Source organism: Acidiphilium iwatense (assembly GCF_021556475.1).
GTDB lineage: Bacteria > Pseudomonadota > Alphaproteobacteria > Acetobacterales > Acetobacteraceae > Acidiphilium > Acidiphilium iwatense.
Map to the genome: position 1 here is coordinate 75,923 of NZ_JAKGBZ010000008.1, position 14,441 is coordinate 90,363.

15 protein-coding genes are annotated in these 14,441 nt (G+C 64.1%); 5 read left to right on the forward strand and 10 right to left on the reverse strand.

Going from position 1 to position 14,441, the window contains the following annotated elements; genetic code table 11:
* Positions 1-11: 11 nt before the first annotated feature.
* The 5 genes from L2A60_RS06115 to L2A60_RS06135 form a co-directional block, all read right to left on the reverse strand.
* The gene (locus L2A60_RS06115) at positions 12-1,181 is read right to left on the reverse strand and encodes a M20 aminoacylase family protein (protein WP_235703485.1); all 1,170 of its coding nucleotides are present in this window, start codon (positions 1,179-1,181) and stop codon (positions 12-14) included.
* 1 nt (position 1,182) lies between these two features.
* Entirely contained in the window at positions 1,183-2,022 is an 840-nt protein-coding gene (locus L2A60_RS06120; protein WP_235703486.1) for an ABC transporter permease, read from the reverse strand.
* 7 nt (positions 2,023-2,029) lie between these two features.
* Positions 2,030-2,740 carry an ABC transporter permease gene (locus L2A60_RS06125; RefSeq protein ID WP_235703487.1) on the reverse strand — a complete coding sequence of 237 codons (711 nt, stop codon included), beginning with the start codon at positions 2,738-2,740 and terminating at the stop codon, positions 2,030-2,032.
* Between the two features lie 19 nt (positions 2,741-2,759).
* Positions 2,760-3,551, reverse strand: coding sequence for a transporter substrate-binding domain-containing protein (locus L2A60_RS06130; protein ID WP_235703488.1), 792 nt, complete (start codon positions 3,549-3,551; stop codon positions 2,760-2,762).
* Positions 3,552-3,617: 66 nt separating this feature from the next.
* Positions 3,618-4,439 (reverse strand): ABC transporter ATP-binding protein, encoded by an 822-nt coding sequence (locus tag L2A60_RS06135; RefSeq protein WP_235703489.1) that lies wholly within the window; start codon positions 4,437-4,439, stop codon positions 3,618-3,620.
* Between the two features lie 228 nt (positions 4,440-4,667).
* On the opposite strand from L2A60_RS06135, the gene L2A60_RS06140 reads away from it, so the two are divergent.
* The 4 genes from L2A60_RS06140 to L2A60_RS06155 are packed head-to-tail and all read left to right on the forward strand — an operon-like array spanning position 4,668 to position 8,936.
* A complete protein-coding gene (locus L2A60_RS06140; RefSeq protein WP_235703490.1) occupies positions 4,668-5,495 on the forward strand; it encodes a dimethylarginine dimethylaminohydrolase family protein in 828 nt (275 codons plus the stop codon).
* A complete protein-coding gene (locus L2A60_RS06145) occupies positions 5,459-6,133 on the forward strand; it encodes a TetR family transcriptional regulator C-terminal domain-containing protein (RefSeq protein ID WP_235703491.1) in 675 nt (224 codons plus the stop codon). The genes L2A60_RS06140 and L2A60_RS06145 overlap by 37 nt, the downstream gene beginning before the upstream one ends.
* A 2-nt stretch (positions 6,134-6,135) precedes the next feature.
* On the forward strand, positions 6,136-7,335 hold the full coding sequence (locus L2A60_RS06150; protein WP_235703492.1) for a pyridoxal phosphate-dependent aminotransferase: 1,200 nt from the start codon (positions 6,136-6,138) through the stop codon (positions 7,333-7,335).
* Positions 7,332-8,936, forward strand: a complete 1,605-nt coding sequence (locus L2A60_RS06155; protein WP_235703493.1) for a 5-guanidino-2-oxopentanoate decarboxylase — start codon at positions 7,332-7,334, stop codon at positions 8,934-8,936. Before L2A60_RS06150 ends, L2A60_RS06155 begins: the two co-directional genes overlap by 4 nt.
* A 9-nt stretch (positions 8,937-8,945) precedes the next feature.
* On the opposite strand, the gene L2A60_RS06160 is transcribed toward L2A60_RS06155, so the two are convergent.
* Genes L2A60_RS06160 through L2A60_RS06170 form a run of 3 tightly spaced genes read right to left on the reverse strand, consistent with a single transcriptional unit; the run spans position 8,946 to position 10,485 of the window.
* Positions 8,946-9,593 carry an FMN-dependent NADH-azoreductase gene (locus L2A60_RS06160; RefSeq protein WP_235703494.1) on the reverse strand — a complete coding sequence of 216 codons (648 nt, stop codon included), beginning with the start codon at positions 9,591-9,593 and terminating at the stop codon, positions 8,946-8,948.
* The gene (locus L2A60_RS06165; RefSeq protein ID WP_235703495.1) at positions 9,590-10,024 is read right to left on the reverse strand and encodes a GNAT family N-acetyltransferase; all 435 of its coding nucleotides are present in this window, start codon (positions 10,022-10,024) and stop codon (positions 9,590-9,592) included. The genes L2A60_RS06160 and L2A60_RS06165 overlap by 4 nt, the downstream gene beginning before the upstream one ends.
* Complete coding sequence (locus tag L2A60_RS06170) at positions 10,021-10,485, reverse strand: carboxymuconolactone decarboxylase family protein (protein ID WP_235703496.1); 465 nt, start codon at positions 10,483-10,485, stop codon at positions 10,021-10,023. The genes L2A60_RS06165 and L2A60_RS06170 overlap by 4 nt, the downstream gene beginning before the upstream one ends.
* 88 nt (positions 10,486-10,573) lie before the next feature.
* On the opposite strand from L2A60_RS06170, the gene pdxR reads away from it, so the two are divergent.
* Positions 10,574-11,992: a MocR-like pyridoxine biosynthesis transcription factor PdxR gene (pdxR, locus tag L2A60_RS06175; protein ID WP_235703497.1), complete on the forward strand. Its 1,419-nt coding sequence runs from the start codon at positions 10,574-10,576 to the stop codon at positions 11,990-11,992.
* Here pdxR and tcuB read toward each other — a convergent pair.
* Entirely contained in the window at positions 11,972-13,069 is a 1,098-nt protein-coding gene (gene tcuB / locus L2A60_RS06180; protein WP_235703498.1) for a tricarballylate utilization 4Fe-4S protein TcuB, read from the reverse strand. The genes pdxR and tcuB overlap by 21 nt on opposite strands.
* Complete coding sequence (tcuA, locus tag L2A60_RS06185) at positions 13,056-14,438, reverse strand: FAD-dependent tricarballylate dehydrogenase TcuA (protein WP_268920155.1); 1,383 nt, start codon at positions 14,436-14,438, stop codon at positions 13,056-13,058. Before tcuA ends, tcuB begins: the two co-directional genes overlap by 14 nt.
* Between the last annotated feature and the right edge of the window lie 3 nt (positions 14,439-14,441).

The following is a 14,441-nucleotide window of genomic DNA, read 5'->3' on the forward strand; positions in this document are numbered from 1 at the left end:
CGACACCGACATTATTTCGATTTCAGAAAATCCTCGACAAGTTCCGTCCAGAACGCTGCGCCGATCGGCAGAATATCGTCGTTGAAATCATAGGCCGAGTGATGCAACGGCTTGTCGTTCCGGCCCGACGCGGTGCCGAGAAAGAAATAGGAACCGGGACGGGCATTGAGCATATAGGCGAAGTCCTCGCTGCCCATGAAAGGCCGCGCCAGATCGACGACAGTGCCGCTGCCGGCGAAACGCCGCGCGCACTCGCGCAGATAGCCGGTCTGCACCTTGTCGTTGATCGTCGCGTCGTAGCTGCGCCGGTAGTCGATCTCCGCCGTCATGCCATAGCTTGCGGCCTGCAGGCTGGCGATTTCGGCGATGCGGCGTTCGAGATAAATCCGGGTGTCCGGGTCGAAAGAGCGGATGCCGAGAACGAGTTCGACCCGGCCTGGGATGATGTTGCTGGCCGTGCCGCCATGGAAGGAACCCACGGTGATGACCGCCGGCTCCATCGGATGGACGTTGCGCGAAACGATCGTCTGCAGCGCCATGACGATGCTCGCGCCGGCGACGACCGGATCGGCCGTGTTTTCCGGCTCGGCGCCGTGGCCGCCGCGACCCTGCACGACGATCGTCGCTTCATCGACCGCCGCCATGATCGGCCCGTCGCGCAAGGCGAATTGGCCGAACGGCAATGACGGTTCGTTATGTAATGCAAACACGGCATCGCAGGGAAACCGCTCGAACAGCCCCTCCTCCACCATGATCCGGCCGCCGCCGGCATTCTCCTCCGCCGGCTGAAAGATGAGATGGACGATGCCGTCGAAATTGCGGCGCGCGGCGATCGCCTGGGCGGCGCCGAGCAGCATCGTGGTATGGCCGTCATGACCGCAAGCATGCATGCGGCCGGGATTCCGGCTCCGATAGTCGAGCCCGGTTTCTTCAAAAATCGGCAGCCCGTCCATGTCGGCACGCAGGCCGATCGCGCGCGTGCTCGTGCCGTTCCGCAGCGTTGCGACCACTCCGGTTCGCGCGAGGCCGCGATGGACATCGTAGCCGAGAGCTTCAAGCTCATGAGCAACGAAATCGGATGTCCAGACCTCCTCAAGCCCGAGTTCGGGATTGGCATGGAGCAACCGCCGCATGGCGACCAGATCGGCGCGGTCGGTATCGAACAGTGAGGCTGCGACCATGTCAGGCTCCGGGGATGGGAATGCGTTTCTCCAGAAAACGGACGAGCATCACCAGAATTCCAGTCAGGCCCATATAGACGAACGCCAGGAACAGCAGCGGTGCGTAGACGAGATAGGTGTCCTGGCGGACATGCGAGATCACGCCATAGATATCGACGACAGTGATGGTCGCGACCAGCGGCGTCGATTTGAGCTGGAGAATCACTTCGCCGCCCAATGTCGGCAGCACGCGATAGAAGGCGCGCGGCAGCCAGATGCGGCGCAGCGCAGTAAAGCGGCTCATGCCGAAAGCGTGCGCCGCTTCCAGCTCGCCGCGCGGCACGCCCGCGAAAGCACCGCGCATGACCTCGCCTTCGTATCCGGCGAAAGATAAGGTGAGCGAGAGCAGTCCATAGGGCCAGGCCTCGCGCAGATAGGGCCAGAACACGCTGTCGCGAATCGCCGGAAACTGCGGAAACAACGAGCCGACGCCGAAATAGAGCAGCCAGAGCTGCAGCAGGAGCGGCGTGCCGCGGATCAGCGTGCAGAAACCGCGCGCCGGCCACGCGAGCAGCCTCGGTCCCGTCACCTGTACGAGTCCCAGGGGAACGGCGAAGCAAAACCCGAGAGCCACTGAAGCGACAAGCAGCCAGATGGTGCGCCAGAGACCGAGGCAAAGCTGGCCGGCATAGCGCGGCAGCCAATCCCAGCGCATCGACAGCACCATCAGAAGGATGAGCCCCGCCGCGATGAGAACGAGTACCACGCGATGCGGCCGGAGCCAGGCTCCGATCGCATCGCCGTGGGCTGGCTCGACGAGCCTCGTCATGCCCGGTTTGGTTTCGAGTGCCTCAGTGGTCATCGCTGCGTCACACTTTCGGCATACCGCGGCGTGCGCGTCGCTCGATGGCGTTGAAGACCTGGTTCGAAATCAGCGTCACCAGAAGATAGAGCATGCCTGCGGCACAGAAGAACAGGAAATAGGCCTTGGTAGCACCCCCCGCCTCCCGCGTCGCCATCGTGAGTTCGGTAAAGCCGACGACGGCGAGCAGCGCGGTGTCCTTGGTCGCGATCATCCAGAGATTGGCGAGCCCCGATATCGCATGGGGTATCATCGCCGGAAGCGTGATCCGCCGGAGCGCCAGTGCGGACGGCATGCCGAAGGCGCGCGCTGCCTCGATCTCGCCATACGGCACCGCCCGGATCGCACCGCGCAGAACCTCGGTCGAATAGGCGCCCTGCACCACGCCGATGACCAGAATACCGGCTGCGAGCCCGTTGATGTTCACCGCAGCATAACCGAGCGCCGCCATAACGCGGTTCAGCAGATCCGTTCCCGCGTAATAGATGAGCACGATCAGCACGAGTTCCGGGACGGCGCGCACGATCGTCGTGTAGCATTCGAGCAGATCGCGGCTCACCGCCCCACCATACAGCTTGCCGAACGCACCGCCGATACCGATCAAGAGGCCAAGCAGATAGCCGCCGACGGCGATCTCGAGCGTGGTGACGAGACCCCTGAGGAGCAGCCCGCCCCAGCCCGGCGGCGAAATCGCAAGAAGTGCCCAGTCGATCCTCATCGCGATGCCAGCGATCCTGTTATTTACCGTAGATATTGAAGTTGAAGTATTTCTTGGTGATTTTCTGATAGGTTCCATCCGCGCGGATCTTCGCGATCGCCGCGTTGATCTTGTGCCTCAGCTTGACATCGCTCTTGCGCAGCCCCGCGCCGACGCCCGAACCCAGAATCGCCGGATCGGGCGCGACGTCGCCTTTGGAGTCGCAGCAAGCCTTGCCTTGCGGCGTCTTGAGAAAAGTCTGGAGCGCGATGGCATCGGCCATGGTGGCGTCGATCCGGCCATCGACGAGATCCTGGTTGGCCTCGTCCTGGGTTTGATAAATCTTGAGGTGTGCGCCAGGAAAATGCTTTTTGGCATAGGTCTCGGAAACGGTGGATACCTGAACCCCAAGGATCCTGCCTTTCAACCCCTGCGGCGTTGCCTTGAAGTTCAGGTTTTTGGCGCCGGCGACCATGACCGGCGTGTTGTAGTATTTGTGGGAAAAGGCAATCTCCTTCTCGCGCGCCGGCGTGATCGACATCGAATTGAAGATCATGTCGATTTTCCCAGCCTGCAGCGCGGGAATGATGCCGCTCCAGGCGAGCGGAACGATCCTGCATTTCAGGTCGGCGGCCTTGCACACCGCGTGCATGATGTCGATTTCCCAGCCGGTCCAATGTCCGGCGGCGTCAAGCTCGCTGAACGGCGGATAAGGTTCGGCCGCAATGCCAACCTTGACGGTCTCGGCCTGCGCCGCTTTGGCGACATGCATCGTCCCGGCAAGCGGGATGGCGAACGCCAGAAAGGTCAATATCCTCAAAAAGAATTTCATGTCACGCCCCTGTTGGTTGCTTTCTTGGATGAACGGGAGATCAATCCCATCCGTGTTATCACTCCGTTACCGTATGGACCCGACGAATTTCCGCAGCCGCTCCGATCTCGGCGCGGAGAAAATCGTCACCGGATCACCAGCTTCCTCGACCACTCCCTGATGCAAAAAAACGACCCGGCTCGCCACGTCGCGCGCGAAGCCCATTTCATGGGTGACCAGGATCATGGTGCGGCCTTCCCGCGCCAGATCGCCGATCACCGTCAGCACTTCGCCGACCAGTTCGGGATCGAGCGCCGAGGTCGGCTCGTCGAACAGCATGACATCCGGCTTGATCGCGAGCGCCCGCGCGATCGCCGCTCGCTGCTGCTGGCCGCCCGAGAGAAATGCCGGATAGACATCGCGTTTTTCATAAAGCCCGACACGTTCGAGAAGCGAATCGGCGGCCTCGATCGCTGCCTTGCGCGACTGACCCAGCACCTGGACCGGCACTTCGATGACGTTTTCCCGTAGCGTCATATGCTGCCAGAGATTGAAGGACTGGAAGACCATGCCGAGCCGGGTCCGAATTCGCTGAATCTGCCGCCGGTCGGCGATCATCCTGCGACCGGGGCCGTCCGGCTTGAGCGCGATCTCCTCGCCGCGCACGCGCACCGCGCCCGAGCTCGGGATCTCGAGCATGTTGATACAGCGGAGCAGCGTGGATTTTCCAGAGCCGCTGGCGCCGATAATGGCAATCACATCGCCGTCATGGGCCGTCAGCGAAATCCCTTTCAGAACTTCGAGAGGGCCGAAATATTTGTGGATATCGACCACCTCGATCGCCGCGACCTGATGTTCCGCGTCCTGCGATCGTTCGCTGTCGAGACAAAGCCGAGTGTCGGCATTCATCGCCCGGTTTTCCGGCAAAACATCGACGGTCCTGATCTTTTATTCAAAACGATCGACGCCTCCTGTTTTGCGTAAGATTTCTTTACGGTCAGTAATGCACTTGCGCACCTGTTATGCAACTGTATAATTAGCCCGGCGTCAACAAAAATCTCACAACATCGCGAGGGCGCCACGGCAATGGAAGGTTTTGGTTCGCAGTCGATGGCAGGGAGGTTGCGCCGAGTGCTGATGCGTCGCCCTGGCCCGAGCCTGCACGCGGCCGACCCGGAACAATGGCATTACGGCCGGAATTTCGACGCCGCGAAGGCGATCGACCAATACGCGGGCTTCGCCAGTCTCGTCATGGCATCCGGCTCGACTATTCTATGGATGGACGATGCCGGCGATGGGCTGGCGGACGCCATGTTCACCCATGATCCATCACTGGTGAGCGATGCGGGGGCGATCCTGCTCAACATGGGCAAAGCCCTGCGCCGAGCCGAGGTCGATGCGCATGAACGCGCATATGGCAACGCGCGAATCCCGATTCTCGGGCGTATCGTCGATCCCGGCACCGTCGAAGGCGGCGATTGCGTCTGGCTCGACGACAAAACACTGGTGGTCGGGCGCGGCATCCGCAGCAACGAGGCAGGGATCGCCCAGCTCCGCGCGATGCTGTCGGTCCGCGGTGTCGAGGTTCACGGGTTCGACCTGCCGCTATGGCAAGGCGAGACAGCTTGCCTGCATCTGATGTCGGTAATCAGCCCACTCGACGACGATCTGGCGCTCGTCTTCGCGCCATTGCTTCCAGCGCCCTTCTACCAACTTCTGAAATCGAGCGGCATCGCACTGATCGAAGCGCCGGAGGATGAGTTCCGTGCGAGCAACGGGCTCAGCCTCAACGTGCTCGCGACCGCCCCGCGCGACGTGATCATGATCGGCGGCTTCGATGCGACGCGGCGCGCCATGGAAGCCGCCGGCTGCCGCGTCAGCACCTTTGCGGGAGACGCGCTCTGCATCGCGTGCGAAGGCGGCCCGACATGCCTGACGCGACCAATCCTCCGGCAAGCGTCTTGACGCGCCGGACATTTCGCCGCGCGCCGGGCGATGAACGCCGGCAGGATCTGATCCGCGCCACGCTCGACTGCGTGACCGAGATGGGGCTGCATGCCGTCACCGTGCGCGAAATCGCTTTACGCGCCGGCGTCACCAATGGCCTGATTCGCCATTATTTCGATTCCAAGGACCGGATGGTCCAGGAGGCGTATCGTGCCACCATGGGCGAGATGACCACCCTGGTAAAGGCGGCGAGTATCATCGCGGGAGCCACGGCGCGGGAGCGGTTGCGCCGGTTCGTCGCGGCCAATCTCGGGGCGCCGGTCGCCGATATCAAACGGCTGACGCTGTGGGCGAGTTTCATCAGCATGGTGCATGTCGATGCGGCGATGGCCGCGATTCATCGCGAGCACTATCTGGCCTTCCGCAGGGAACTGGAAGCGCTGGTGGGCGAGGTTTTCGTCGAAGCCGGGCTTCCGGCGCGCAAAGCCAACTGCCGGCGCGCCGCGATCAAGATCAACGCCGTGATCGACGGGCTGTGGCTCGAAGGCACGCTCGCTCCCGAGATGTTCGCAAAAAAAGACCTGGTCGCCATGGGCATCGAGGCGGTCGAATCGATTCTGGGTCTGTCGCTGCGCGACTTCCGCAAGGAGAAATAGTTATGCGCTACGCGTTGATCACCGAAAGACTGGCTGGTCTTGGTTCCGATCGGTGGGCCTTGCACATCGCCGCGCGCCAGCGCGAAGCCGCCGGCGAGACAATCATCGAACTCACCATCGGCGAACCCGACATCGCGCCAGACCCGGCGCTGCTTTCCGAATGCACGCGCGCAATTTCGGCGGGACGGACGCGCTATTCCAACGGGCGCGGCGAGCCTGCACTGCTTGCCGCTCTCGCCGACAAATACGCCGGGCGCACGGGCCGCGCGATAACGCCGAAAAACGTGCTGTGCTTTCCCGGCACCCAGACCGCGCTGTTTGCCGTCATGCTCAGCCTGGTCGGGGCGGATGACGAGGTTCTGGTCGGCGATCCGCTTTATGCGACCTATGAGGGCGTGATCCGCGCGAGCGGGGCCCGGAAAGTCGCCGTGCCTCTCAGGGCCGAGCACGGTTTTCACATGCAGGCGAAGGATCTCGAAGCGGCGATCACGCCGAACAGCCGGGTTCTGCTGCTGAACTCGCCGCATAATCCCACAGGCGCTGTCCTGTCGGCGAATGAGATTGCGGCACTCGGTGCCGTCTGCGCCCGCCACGATCTCTGGATCGTCTCCGACGAGGTCTACGAGATGTTGATCTTCGGCGGCGATTTCGCCTCGCCCTTCGACAATCCGCATCTCGCCGACCGCACGATCGTCGTCTCCTCGATCTCGAAATCCCATGCGGCACCCGGCTATCGCAGCGGCTGGGCGATCGGGCCTGAGGAATTCTGCCGGCGTGTGTTGCCGGTCTCCGAAACCATGCTGTTCGGCAATCAGCCCTTCATCGCGGATATGACGGCCTATGCCCTGACGCATTCGTTCGATACCGCCGCGCGGATGCGAAACGCCTACGCAAGACGGGCACGCCTGATCGCGGATGCGCTCTCCGGCGCGCCTTGCCTTCGAACATTACCGCCGGAAGCAGGCATGTTCAGCCTTGTCGATGTCTCGGCCACCGGGCTGAGCGGCGATGACTTCGCCTGGGCGCTGCTCGACAATACGCGGGTCGCGGTGATGCCCGGTGCCTCGTTCGGCGATCAGGCACAGGGCTTCATCCGCCTCAGCCTCACCGTCCCGGACGATCACATCGCCGAAGCCTGCCGGCGCATCGCGGAGTTCGCAAAAAACCTGACGGATGCAGAGCCGAGAACGGCGCGCGCATGAACGGCGGAACCTGCACGGTCGGCGAAGCGCTGATCGAGAGCCTGGAAGCCAACGGCGTCGAGTTCGTTTTCGGCATTCCTGGAGTCCATACCGTCGAACTTTACCGCGGACTTGCCGGCTCCGCGATCCGGCACATAACGCCGCGTCACGAACAGGGTGCCGGCTTCATGGCGGACGGCTATGCGCGCGTCTCCGGCAAGCCCGGTGTCTGCCTGCTGATCACCGGGCCGGGGCTCACCAACGCGCTCACCGCGATGGCGCAGGCGCGCGCCGATTCGGTGCCGCTGCTCGTCATCTCCGGCGTCAATGCGCGGCGCAGCCTTAATGGCCGGCGCGGGGCGCTGCACGAATTGCCGGACCAACTCGCGATGACGCGCACGTTGACTAGCTTTTCCCACACGCTGCTGGAGCCTGCGGATTTGCCGGAGGTGATGACACGCGCCTTCGCGATGTTGGGATCGGCCCGGCCCGGTCCGGTGCATATCGAAATCCCGGTCGATGTCATGGCCGAACGAATCGAACGAACCTCGCCGAAACCAGCGACTTTTACCCGACCCTGCTCGGATGCCGCTTCTATCAAGCAGGCAGCCGGGCTTTGCGCGGCCGCCGAACGTCCGGTGATCGTGCTCGGCGGCGGCGCCAAGGCCGCGGCGGCCACGCTGCCGCGTCTCGCGGAACGGCTCGATGCGCCGGTGGTCACCACGGTCAACGCACGCGGCCTGCTCGCCGGCCATTATCTGCTTGTTCCGGCGAGCCCCAGCCTGCCCGCTATCCGGCAACTCCTCGGCGGCGCCGATCTGGTGTTAGCGCTCGGCACCGAAATGGGCCCGACCGATTTCGATATGTATGAGGACGGACAATTCCCCGCACTCGGCAATCTCGTGCGCGTCGATATCGACGCGGCGCAGCTTGCATGCGGTCCGGCGCCCCGGCTCGCGATTCTGTCGAGCATCGGCAATGCCGTGATTAGCCTGCTTGCGGCGCTGCCCGATCAGCCGGCCCATCGCACCGGGGCAATCCGCGCCGCTCGGGCGCGGCAGGCGGCACGCGACGCGCTGACCGACAAATTCCGGCGCGAAATCGAGATTATTGGGATCATTCGCGCTACGCTGCCAGGATGCATCATGGTCGGCGATTCAACCCAGCTCGTCTATGCCGGCAATCTCTATTGCGACATCGACCAGCCGGGCGGCTGGTTCAATTCCGCCACCGGCTACGGCGCGCTGGGCTACGCGCCACCGGCGGCGATCGGCGCCGCGCTCGCGGCACCGGACTCGCCGGTCGTGTGCATCGTCGGTGACGGCGGCATCCAGTTCTCGCTGGCCGAACTCGGATCGGCCGCCGATGCCGGCGTGCCGGTCATTTTCCTGGTCTGGAATAATAATGGCTACGGCGAAATCGAAGCCTATATGCGCGGTGCGGGCATCGAACCCGTCGGCGTCAAGCCGAGCGCGCCGGATTTTCCGCTGGTCGCGCAAGCGTACGGGCTCATGGCCGAGCGGCTGTCGAAGCTCGAAGACCTGCAAGCTGCACTGAAACGCGCGCATTCCAGCCGCCGTCCCGCGCTGATCGAACTCCACGAATCCCTGGTTCACCTCTGATAAGCGAAATTACCGCACAAAACATTGGACGGCGGCTTCGGCCGGCAGCGGCAGATTGGCATCCAGCCAGGCACGCGCATGCGCCTCGGCGCGGAGCGGCAAATCCGCCTCGCCGTGCATCGCCTCGAGATAAAGAAAGCCGATCGTGCGAATACCCAAAGTCGCCAGCAAGGCGGCAAGATACGGCGTCAGGAAATCCGGCTGGCGTGCCCGCTCACCGGCAATCCATCCCCCGCTCGAAATAACAACATAGACGGGCCGGTCGGCGAGCAGGCCCTGCTTTCCTTGCGGCGTGGACCGGAACGTCCGGCCGATGCGCAGCACCTGATCGATCCAGGCCTTCAGAACCGCCGGGACGGTGAAATTATGCATCGGTGTGGCGATCACCAGCACATCCGTCGCCTCCAATTCACCGATCAGAATTTCCGATTGCGCGAGCGCCGCCCGCTCACTTGCGGATTGCCGGTCCGGCGGGATATACATCGCCTGGGTAAAAGCTTCATCCACGAAGGACGGCGGAACGCACGCGAGATCGCGCCGAAGAATCCTCATTCCGGGCTCGCGCCGGCGCAGGTGCTCCACCACCAGAGCGGCGGCGGCGCGGCTGATGGAATGCTCGAACCGTGGGCCACACTCCACCAGCAACAGATTTTTCACGCCAGCTCCTTGCGGAAATGCAGGGCGGCCGAAAGCATGCCCCACCGGAAATAGAACCGTTGCGCCCGTGCATTACCGAGGTCGGTATCGAGAGTCATCCAGGAGCACCCGGCATTTTTCGCCAATCGCGCGACCTCGTCCAGCAGAAGCGCGCCAAGGCCGCCGCTCCGTCGGCTCTCCACAACGACCAGATCGTCGACATAGACGAAGCGCCCGCGGATCAGGTTCTCCTGCAGCCGATAGCCGGCGGCGCCGGCGACACACCCATCCTGCCAGGCGGCCAGCAGCCGATAGCCCTCGCCCTGCTGGCGTCGCACCCGCGTCAGGAATTTCGCCTCGCTGGCAAGATGCGGCCGCAATTGCCGCATCACGACGAAACAGGCGACGATATCCGAATCAGTATCGGCGTGGCGGAATTCGAACGCGCTCACGCAACCGCTTCCGCGTGATCAGCCTCATGCTCAAAGCGCAGACCGATCGCGAGCCGGTTCCAGACGTTGATCAGCCCGATCAGAATAGTGAGATCGATGATTTCCTTATCCGAGAAATGCGCCCGCAGCGCCTCGTAATCGGCATCCGATGCATGCGTATCGCCAATCCGCGTCAGCGACTCCGTCCATGCCAATGCGGCGCGTTCGGCCGGCGTATAGATCGGCGATTCCCGCCAGGCGTCGAGCAGATAGAGCCGCTGCTCGGTCTCGCCGGCTTTGCGCGCCGCCTTGCTGTGCATGTCGAGGCAGAACGCGCAGCCGTTGATCTGCGATGCCCGCATTTTCACAAGCTCGATCAGGCCCGGCTTCAGGCCGCATCGCCGGATGTAGGATTCCACACCGCGCACGGCCTCGTATCCGGCGGGGGCAATCTTGGTTGGCAGCAGGCGTTTGGCACGCATCGTCCATGTCTCCTTTGGCGGAATGCTCTCGAATTAACCCGGATATGGCCTATATTCATGAGCCAAATCTGGCTAAAATGACCGAGCCATGTCGTCCGCATCCAGCACCTTGAAATCCGTCAGGCTCGACCACTCCTCGCGCGCTGCCCTGCACGACCAGATCTATGAGCGCATCCGGCGCGCGATCGCGAGCGGACGGCTATCTCCGGGGGAGCGCCTGCCCTCGACGCGCACGCTCGCAAGCGAACTCGGGATTTCCCGCGGCACAGTAGACGCCGCCTATGCAAGGCTCACGGGTGAAGGCTATCTGTTCGCGCGCGGCCAGGCCGGCACGATCGTCTCGCCGATGCTGCATCTCGATCCCGCTTCCGGCTCCGGCGCGCGAGCGAAGGCGCCAGTTCGGCAAGAAACGCCGCCAGTTCAGCCGCTGCCGTTCCAGATGGGATTGCCGGCACTCGACCTGTTTCCGCGCGTGCTCTGGGCGCGGCTGACCGCGCGGGCAGCGCGGCGGCAGGCGGGGTTCAGCCTTGCCTATCCCGATCCGGCCGGGCTGCCGGCCCTGCGCGAGGCGATCGCCGCCTATCTCGCGGTATCCCGTGGCGTCGCCTGTCAGCCGGCGCAGATCATGATCACCGGCGGCTACCAGGCGGCGATCGGCTTTCTGGCGCGGCTTCTGCTGCAACCGGGCGATCCGGTGTGGTTCGAGGAGCCGGGCTATTTTCTCGCCCGGCAGGCGCTGGAGGCCGCGTCCGCACGCCTCATCCCGGTGCCGGTGGATGAGGAGGGGCTTTGTGTCGAGATCGCCCAGGCGCACGCGCCGCGCGCACGCCGCGCGGTGGTGACGCCCGCCCATCAGAGCCCAAGCGGCACCGCTTTGTCGCTGCCCCGGCGCCAGGCGCTTCTCGCCTGGGCGGCTGCCTCCGGCGCCTGGATCGTGGAAGACGATTACGACAGCGAGTTCCATTATGTCGGCCGCAAGCTGCCCGCGCTGAAGAGCCTCGATACGGCGGATCGGGTGATCTATGCAGGCAGTTTCAGCAAGGTTTTGTTTCCCGGCCTGCGCCTCGGCTATCTGGTCATGCCGATGGCACTGACCGGCAAAATGACGGAGGCGCTGCATATCGGACGGCACGGCGAAGCGACGCTTGGACAATCGGTCGTCGCCGATTTCATGGCCGAGGGCCATTTCGCGCGACACCTCAAGCGCATGCGCGGGCTCTACGCGACAAGGCGGGAGGCTTTCGCTGGCGCCTTGCGCGCCACGTTCGGAACCCGCGCGCTGCTCGCCCGGCAGGCGGGCGGCATGCATCTACTCGTGCGATTTCCCGAATTCGGCGACGATGTAGAGATGGTGCGTCGGGCGCAGGCGCAAGGTCTCGCACCCACCGCGCTTTCCGCGCACTATATCGGGCGCAAGCGCCAGCACGGTCTGCTGCTCAGCTTCACCAACATCAAGGAGGCTCAGGCCCTCGAAAAATCTCGGGCGTTATTGCACGCGATCGGCTGAGTTGGCCGCATTGCGGATCAGCGCCAGCGTCCGATACGGCGCGTGGACGAATTTGCTGTAGGGCAGCAGAACGAACAGAGCGAGGATGACGCCGAGATGGATGGCGAGTAGTGCGCCCATCGCGGCGGTCGAGCGGAAAATCAGCAAAATCAGGCCGGTCGCCGCGGCGAGCCAGAGCAGCGCGAGCAGCGCGACATCGGCGCCTAACAGACGGCGTGCCGCCGGGACGGGATCGGCGGTCAGTTTCAGCGCCATCAGCCCCGACGCGCCGACCAGCAATCCGATGCCGCCAAGCGTGCCGAAAATCACCGGCAGGCTGAACAGCGGATACGGCGCCGGGCGGCCCAGCGCGTAGGCCTCGAACGCGGCGATGCAGGTGGCGGCGAAACAGGCGAGAAAACCGTAGGCCATGACGTGATGAAACCGGCGGCGCGCCATCGAGAAGGCTTCGTCGCGGTCGTTGCAGCCATGCCCGCCGCCGCCCAGATTCTTCAGCGTGACTGCATCATGCAAGCCGCGCAGCACGTCGCCTCGCCGCACCGGAACGCCGCCGCCGGAGGCGCGCCAGAAGCGAACGCCGCCGATGCCGAGCGCCAGCAGCGAAAACAGCAAGGTCGCGGCGGCAACGCCGGTCATCGCCACCCAGGGAATCACTCGATAGAAGGCATCCGGGCCAATCCAGGCGTGAGAGAGCGTGCCGGGAGCGACCAGCCATCCGGTGAGCAGCAGAACCAGGGCCAGCGCCGCCGCCGTAACCAGGGCGACCACCGTGCCGTTGCGGGCGAAGGCGCGCGCCAGCAGGCGCGGCCATGCGTGATTCCGATAGGTTTCGTCGCGCAGCAGCGAAAATGTCCGCGGCACGTTCACCCCGAACGGATGCGGCGGCGCATATTGGCAGGCATAGTAACAGGCTTTGCAATTATGGCAGAGATTGGCGAGATCGGTGAGATCGCCGTCGGAAAATGCACGCTGCATCTCCATCGCCGGAAACACCGCGCAGAATCCCTCGCAATAGCGGCAGGCATTGCAGATCTCCATGACCCGCCGCGCTTCCCGCATGGTTTCAGTTTCCGGCATGACGCGCCGCCTCCGCTCCGGCGATGCGGCCGAACACCGTGCCGATCGCCATGCCGAATCCCGCCAGATAGCCTTTTCCGAGAATATTGCCCGCCATGATTTCGCCGCTCGCCCATAAATTCGCAACCGGCCTGCCATTCCGCATCAGCACCTGGGCACGCTCGGTCACCTTCACGCCGAGATAGGTAAAGGTGATGCCCGGCCGCAGCGGGTAGCCGATGAAGGGCGGGGTGTCGATCGTCCGCGCCCAATGGGTTTTCGGCGGATCGAGCCCTTCGGTGCGGCAATCATCGAGCGCGGCGCTGTCGAAATTGCCGGGCCGCACCGACGCGTTGTAGCGGCTCACCGTTGTTTCCAGCGCCGCCGGATCGAGGCCGAGTTTTCCGGCCAGTTCCGCGATGCTGCCGGCGCGGATCGCCGGAAACACCGACGGCATGAACAGCTTCGCGGCCTTGGCGTCGAGGATCGCGTAGGCGATCTGGCCTTGGCGTTGCGCGACCAGCCTGCCCCAGATCGCGTAGCGTTTCGGCCAGACATCCTCGCCCTCGTCGTAGAAGCGCCATGCCGCGCGATCCACCACGATGCTGAACGGCACGCAATCGAGCCTTGTGACGATGCCGCCGTCGAATTTCGGCGCCCGCGCATCGATCGCGACCGCGTGGCACTGAGCCGGATCGCCAACTTGCTGAACCCCGTGCCCCAGCAGATCGCGCAGCACGGTGCCCTGGGCAAAGGGCGTGCCGCGAATGATGAAATTGTCGGCCGCTTCGCCCCAATATTCGCGCAGCCAGCCGATATTGGCCTGAAATCCGCCGCTCGCCGCCACCACCGAGCGCGCCTGCAAGGTCAGCGGAAAACCCCGGCTGACCGTGTTCACCGCGCGCACCGCGCCGTTATCGAGCTCAAGGTCGGTCACCTCGGTATCATAGAGAATCGTAACGCCCAATCGCTCGGCAGCGGCGAAATAGGCGTTCACCAGCGCCTTGCCGCCGCCGAGGAAGAAGGCATTGGTGCGGCCGAGATTGAGCGTGCCGGTCAGCGAGGGCTGAAAATTCACCCCATGCGCGCTCATCCAGGCCGGCGCATCCGCCGAGGCGCGGATCGTCATGCGGGCGAGATGCTCGTCGGTCGCGCCCCCGGTGACGCGCAGCAGATCGTCCCAGTATTCGGCCTCGCCATACACGTCGGTCAGCACGCCGGCGGGAGCGTCGTGCATGGCGCGCAGGTTGCGGGTGTGGCGCGAGTTGCCGCCGCGAAACGCGCGGGGTGCGTGTTCCAGCAGAACCACGCTCGCCCCCGCCTCGCGCGCCGTGATGGCGGCGCACAACGCCGCATTGCCGCCGCCCACCACGAGAACGTCCCACACCATGGG

Coding starts and splice junctions, on each gene's coding strand:
- tcuB (WP_235703498.1), bottom strand. CDS start 13,069: ATGCCGGAAACTGAAACCATGCGGGAAGCGCGGCGGGTCATGGAGATC.
- L2A60_RS06130 (WP_235703488.1), bottom strand. CDS start 3,551: ATGAAATTCTTTTTGAGGATATTGACCTTTCTGGCGTTCGCCATCCCG.
- L2A60_RS06145 (WP_235703491.1), top strand. CDS start 5,459: ATGCCTGACGCGACCAATCCTCCGGCAAGCGTCTTGACGCGCCGGACA.
- L2A60_RS06155 (WP_235703493.1), top strand. CDS start 7,332: ATGAACGGCGGAACCTGCACGGTCGGCGAAGCGCTGATCGAGAGCCTG.
- L2A60_RS06115 (WP_235703485.1), bottom strand. CDS start 1,181: ATGGTCGCAGCCTCACTGTTCGATACCGACCGCGCCGATCTGGTCGCC.
- L2A60_RS06135 (WP_235703489.1), bottom strand. CDS start 4,439: ATGAATGCCGACACTCGGCTTTGTCTCGACAGCGAACGATCGCAGGAC.
- pdxR (WP_235703497.1), top strand. CDS start 10,574: ATGTCGTCCGCATCCAGCACCTTGAAATCCGTCAGGCTCGACCACTCC.
- tcuA (WP_268920155.1), bottom strand. CDS start 14,438: ATGGTGTGGGACGTTCTCGTGGTGGGCGGCGGCAATGCGGCGTTGTGC.
- L2A60_RS06125 (WP_235703487.1), bottom strand. CDS start 2,740: ATGAGGATCGACTGGGCACTTCTTGCGATTTCGCCGCCGGGCTGGGGC.
- L2A60_RS06140 (WP_235703490.1), top strand. CDS start 4,668: ATGCGTCGCCCTGGCCCGAGCCTGCACGCGGCCGACCCGGAACAATGG.
- L2A60_RS06120 (WP_235703486.1), bottom strand. CDS start 2,022: ATGACCACTGAGGCACTCGAAACCAAACCGGGCATGACGAGGCTCGTC.
- L2A60_RS06170 (WP_235703496.1), bottom strand. CDS start 10,485: ATGCGTGCCAAACGCCTGCTGCCAACCAAGATTGCCCCCGCCGGATAC.
- L2A60_RS06150 (WP_235703492.1), top strand. CDS start 6,136: ATGCGCTACGCGTTGATCACCGAAAGACTGGCTGGTCTTGGTTCCGAT.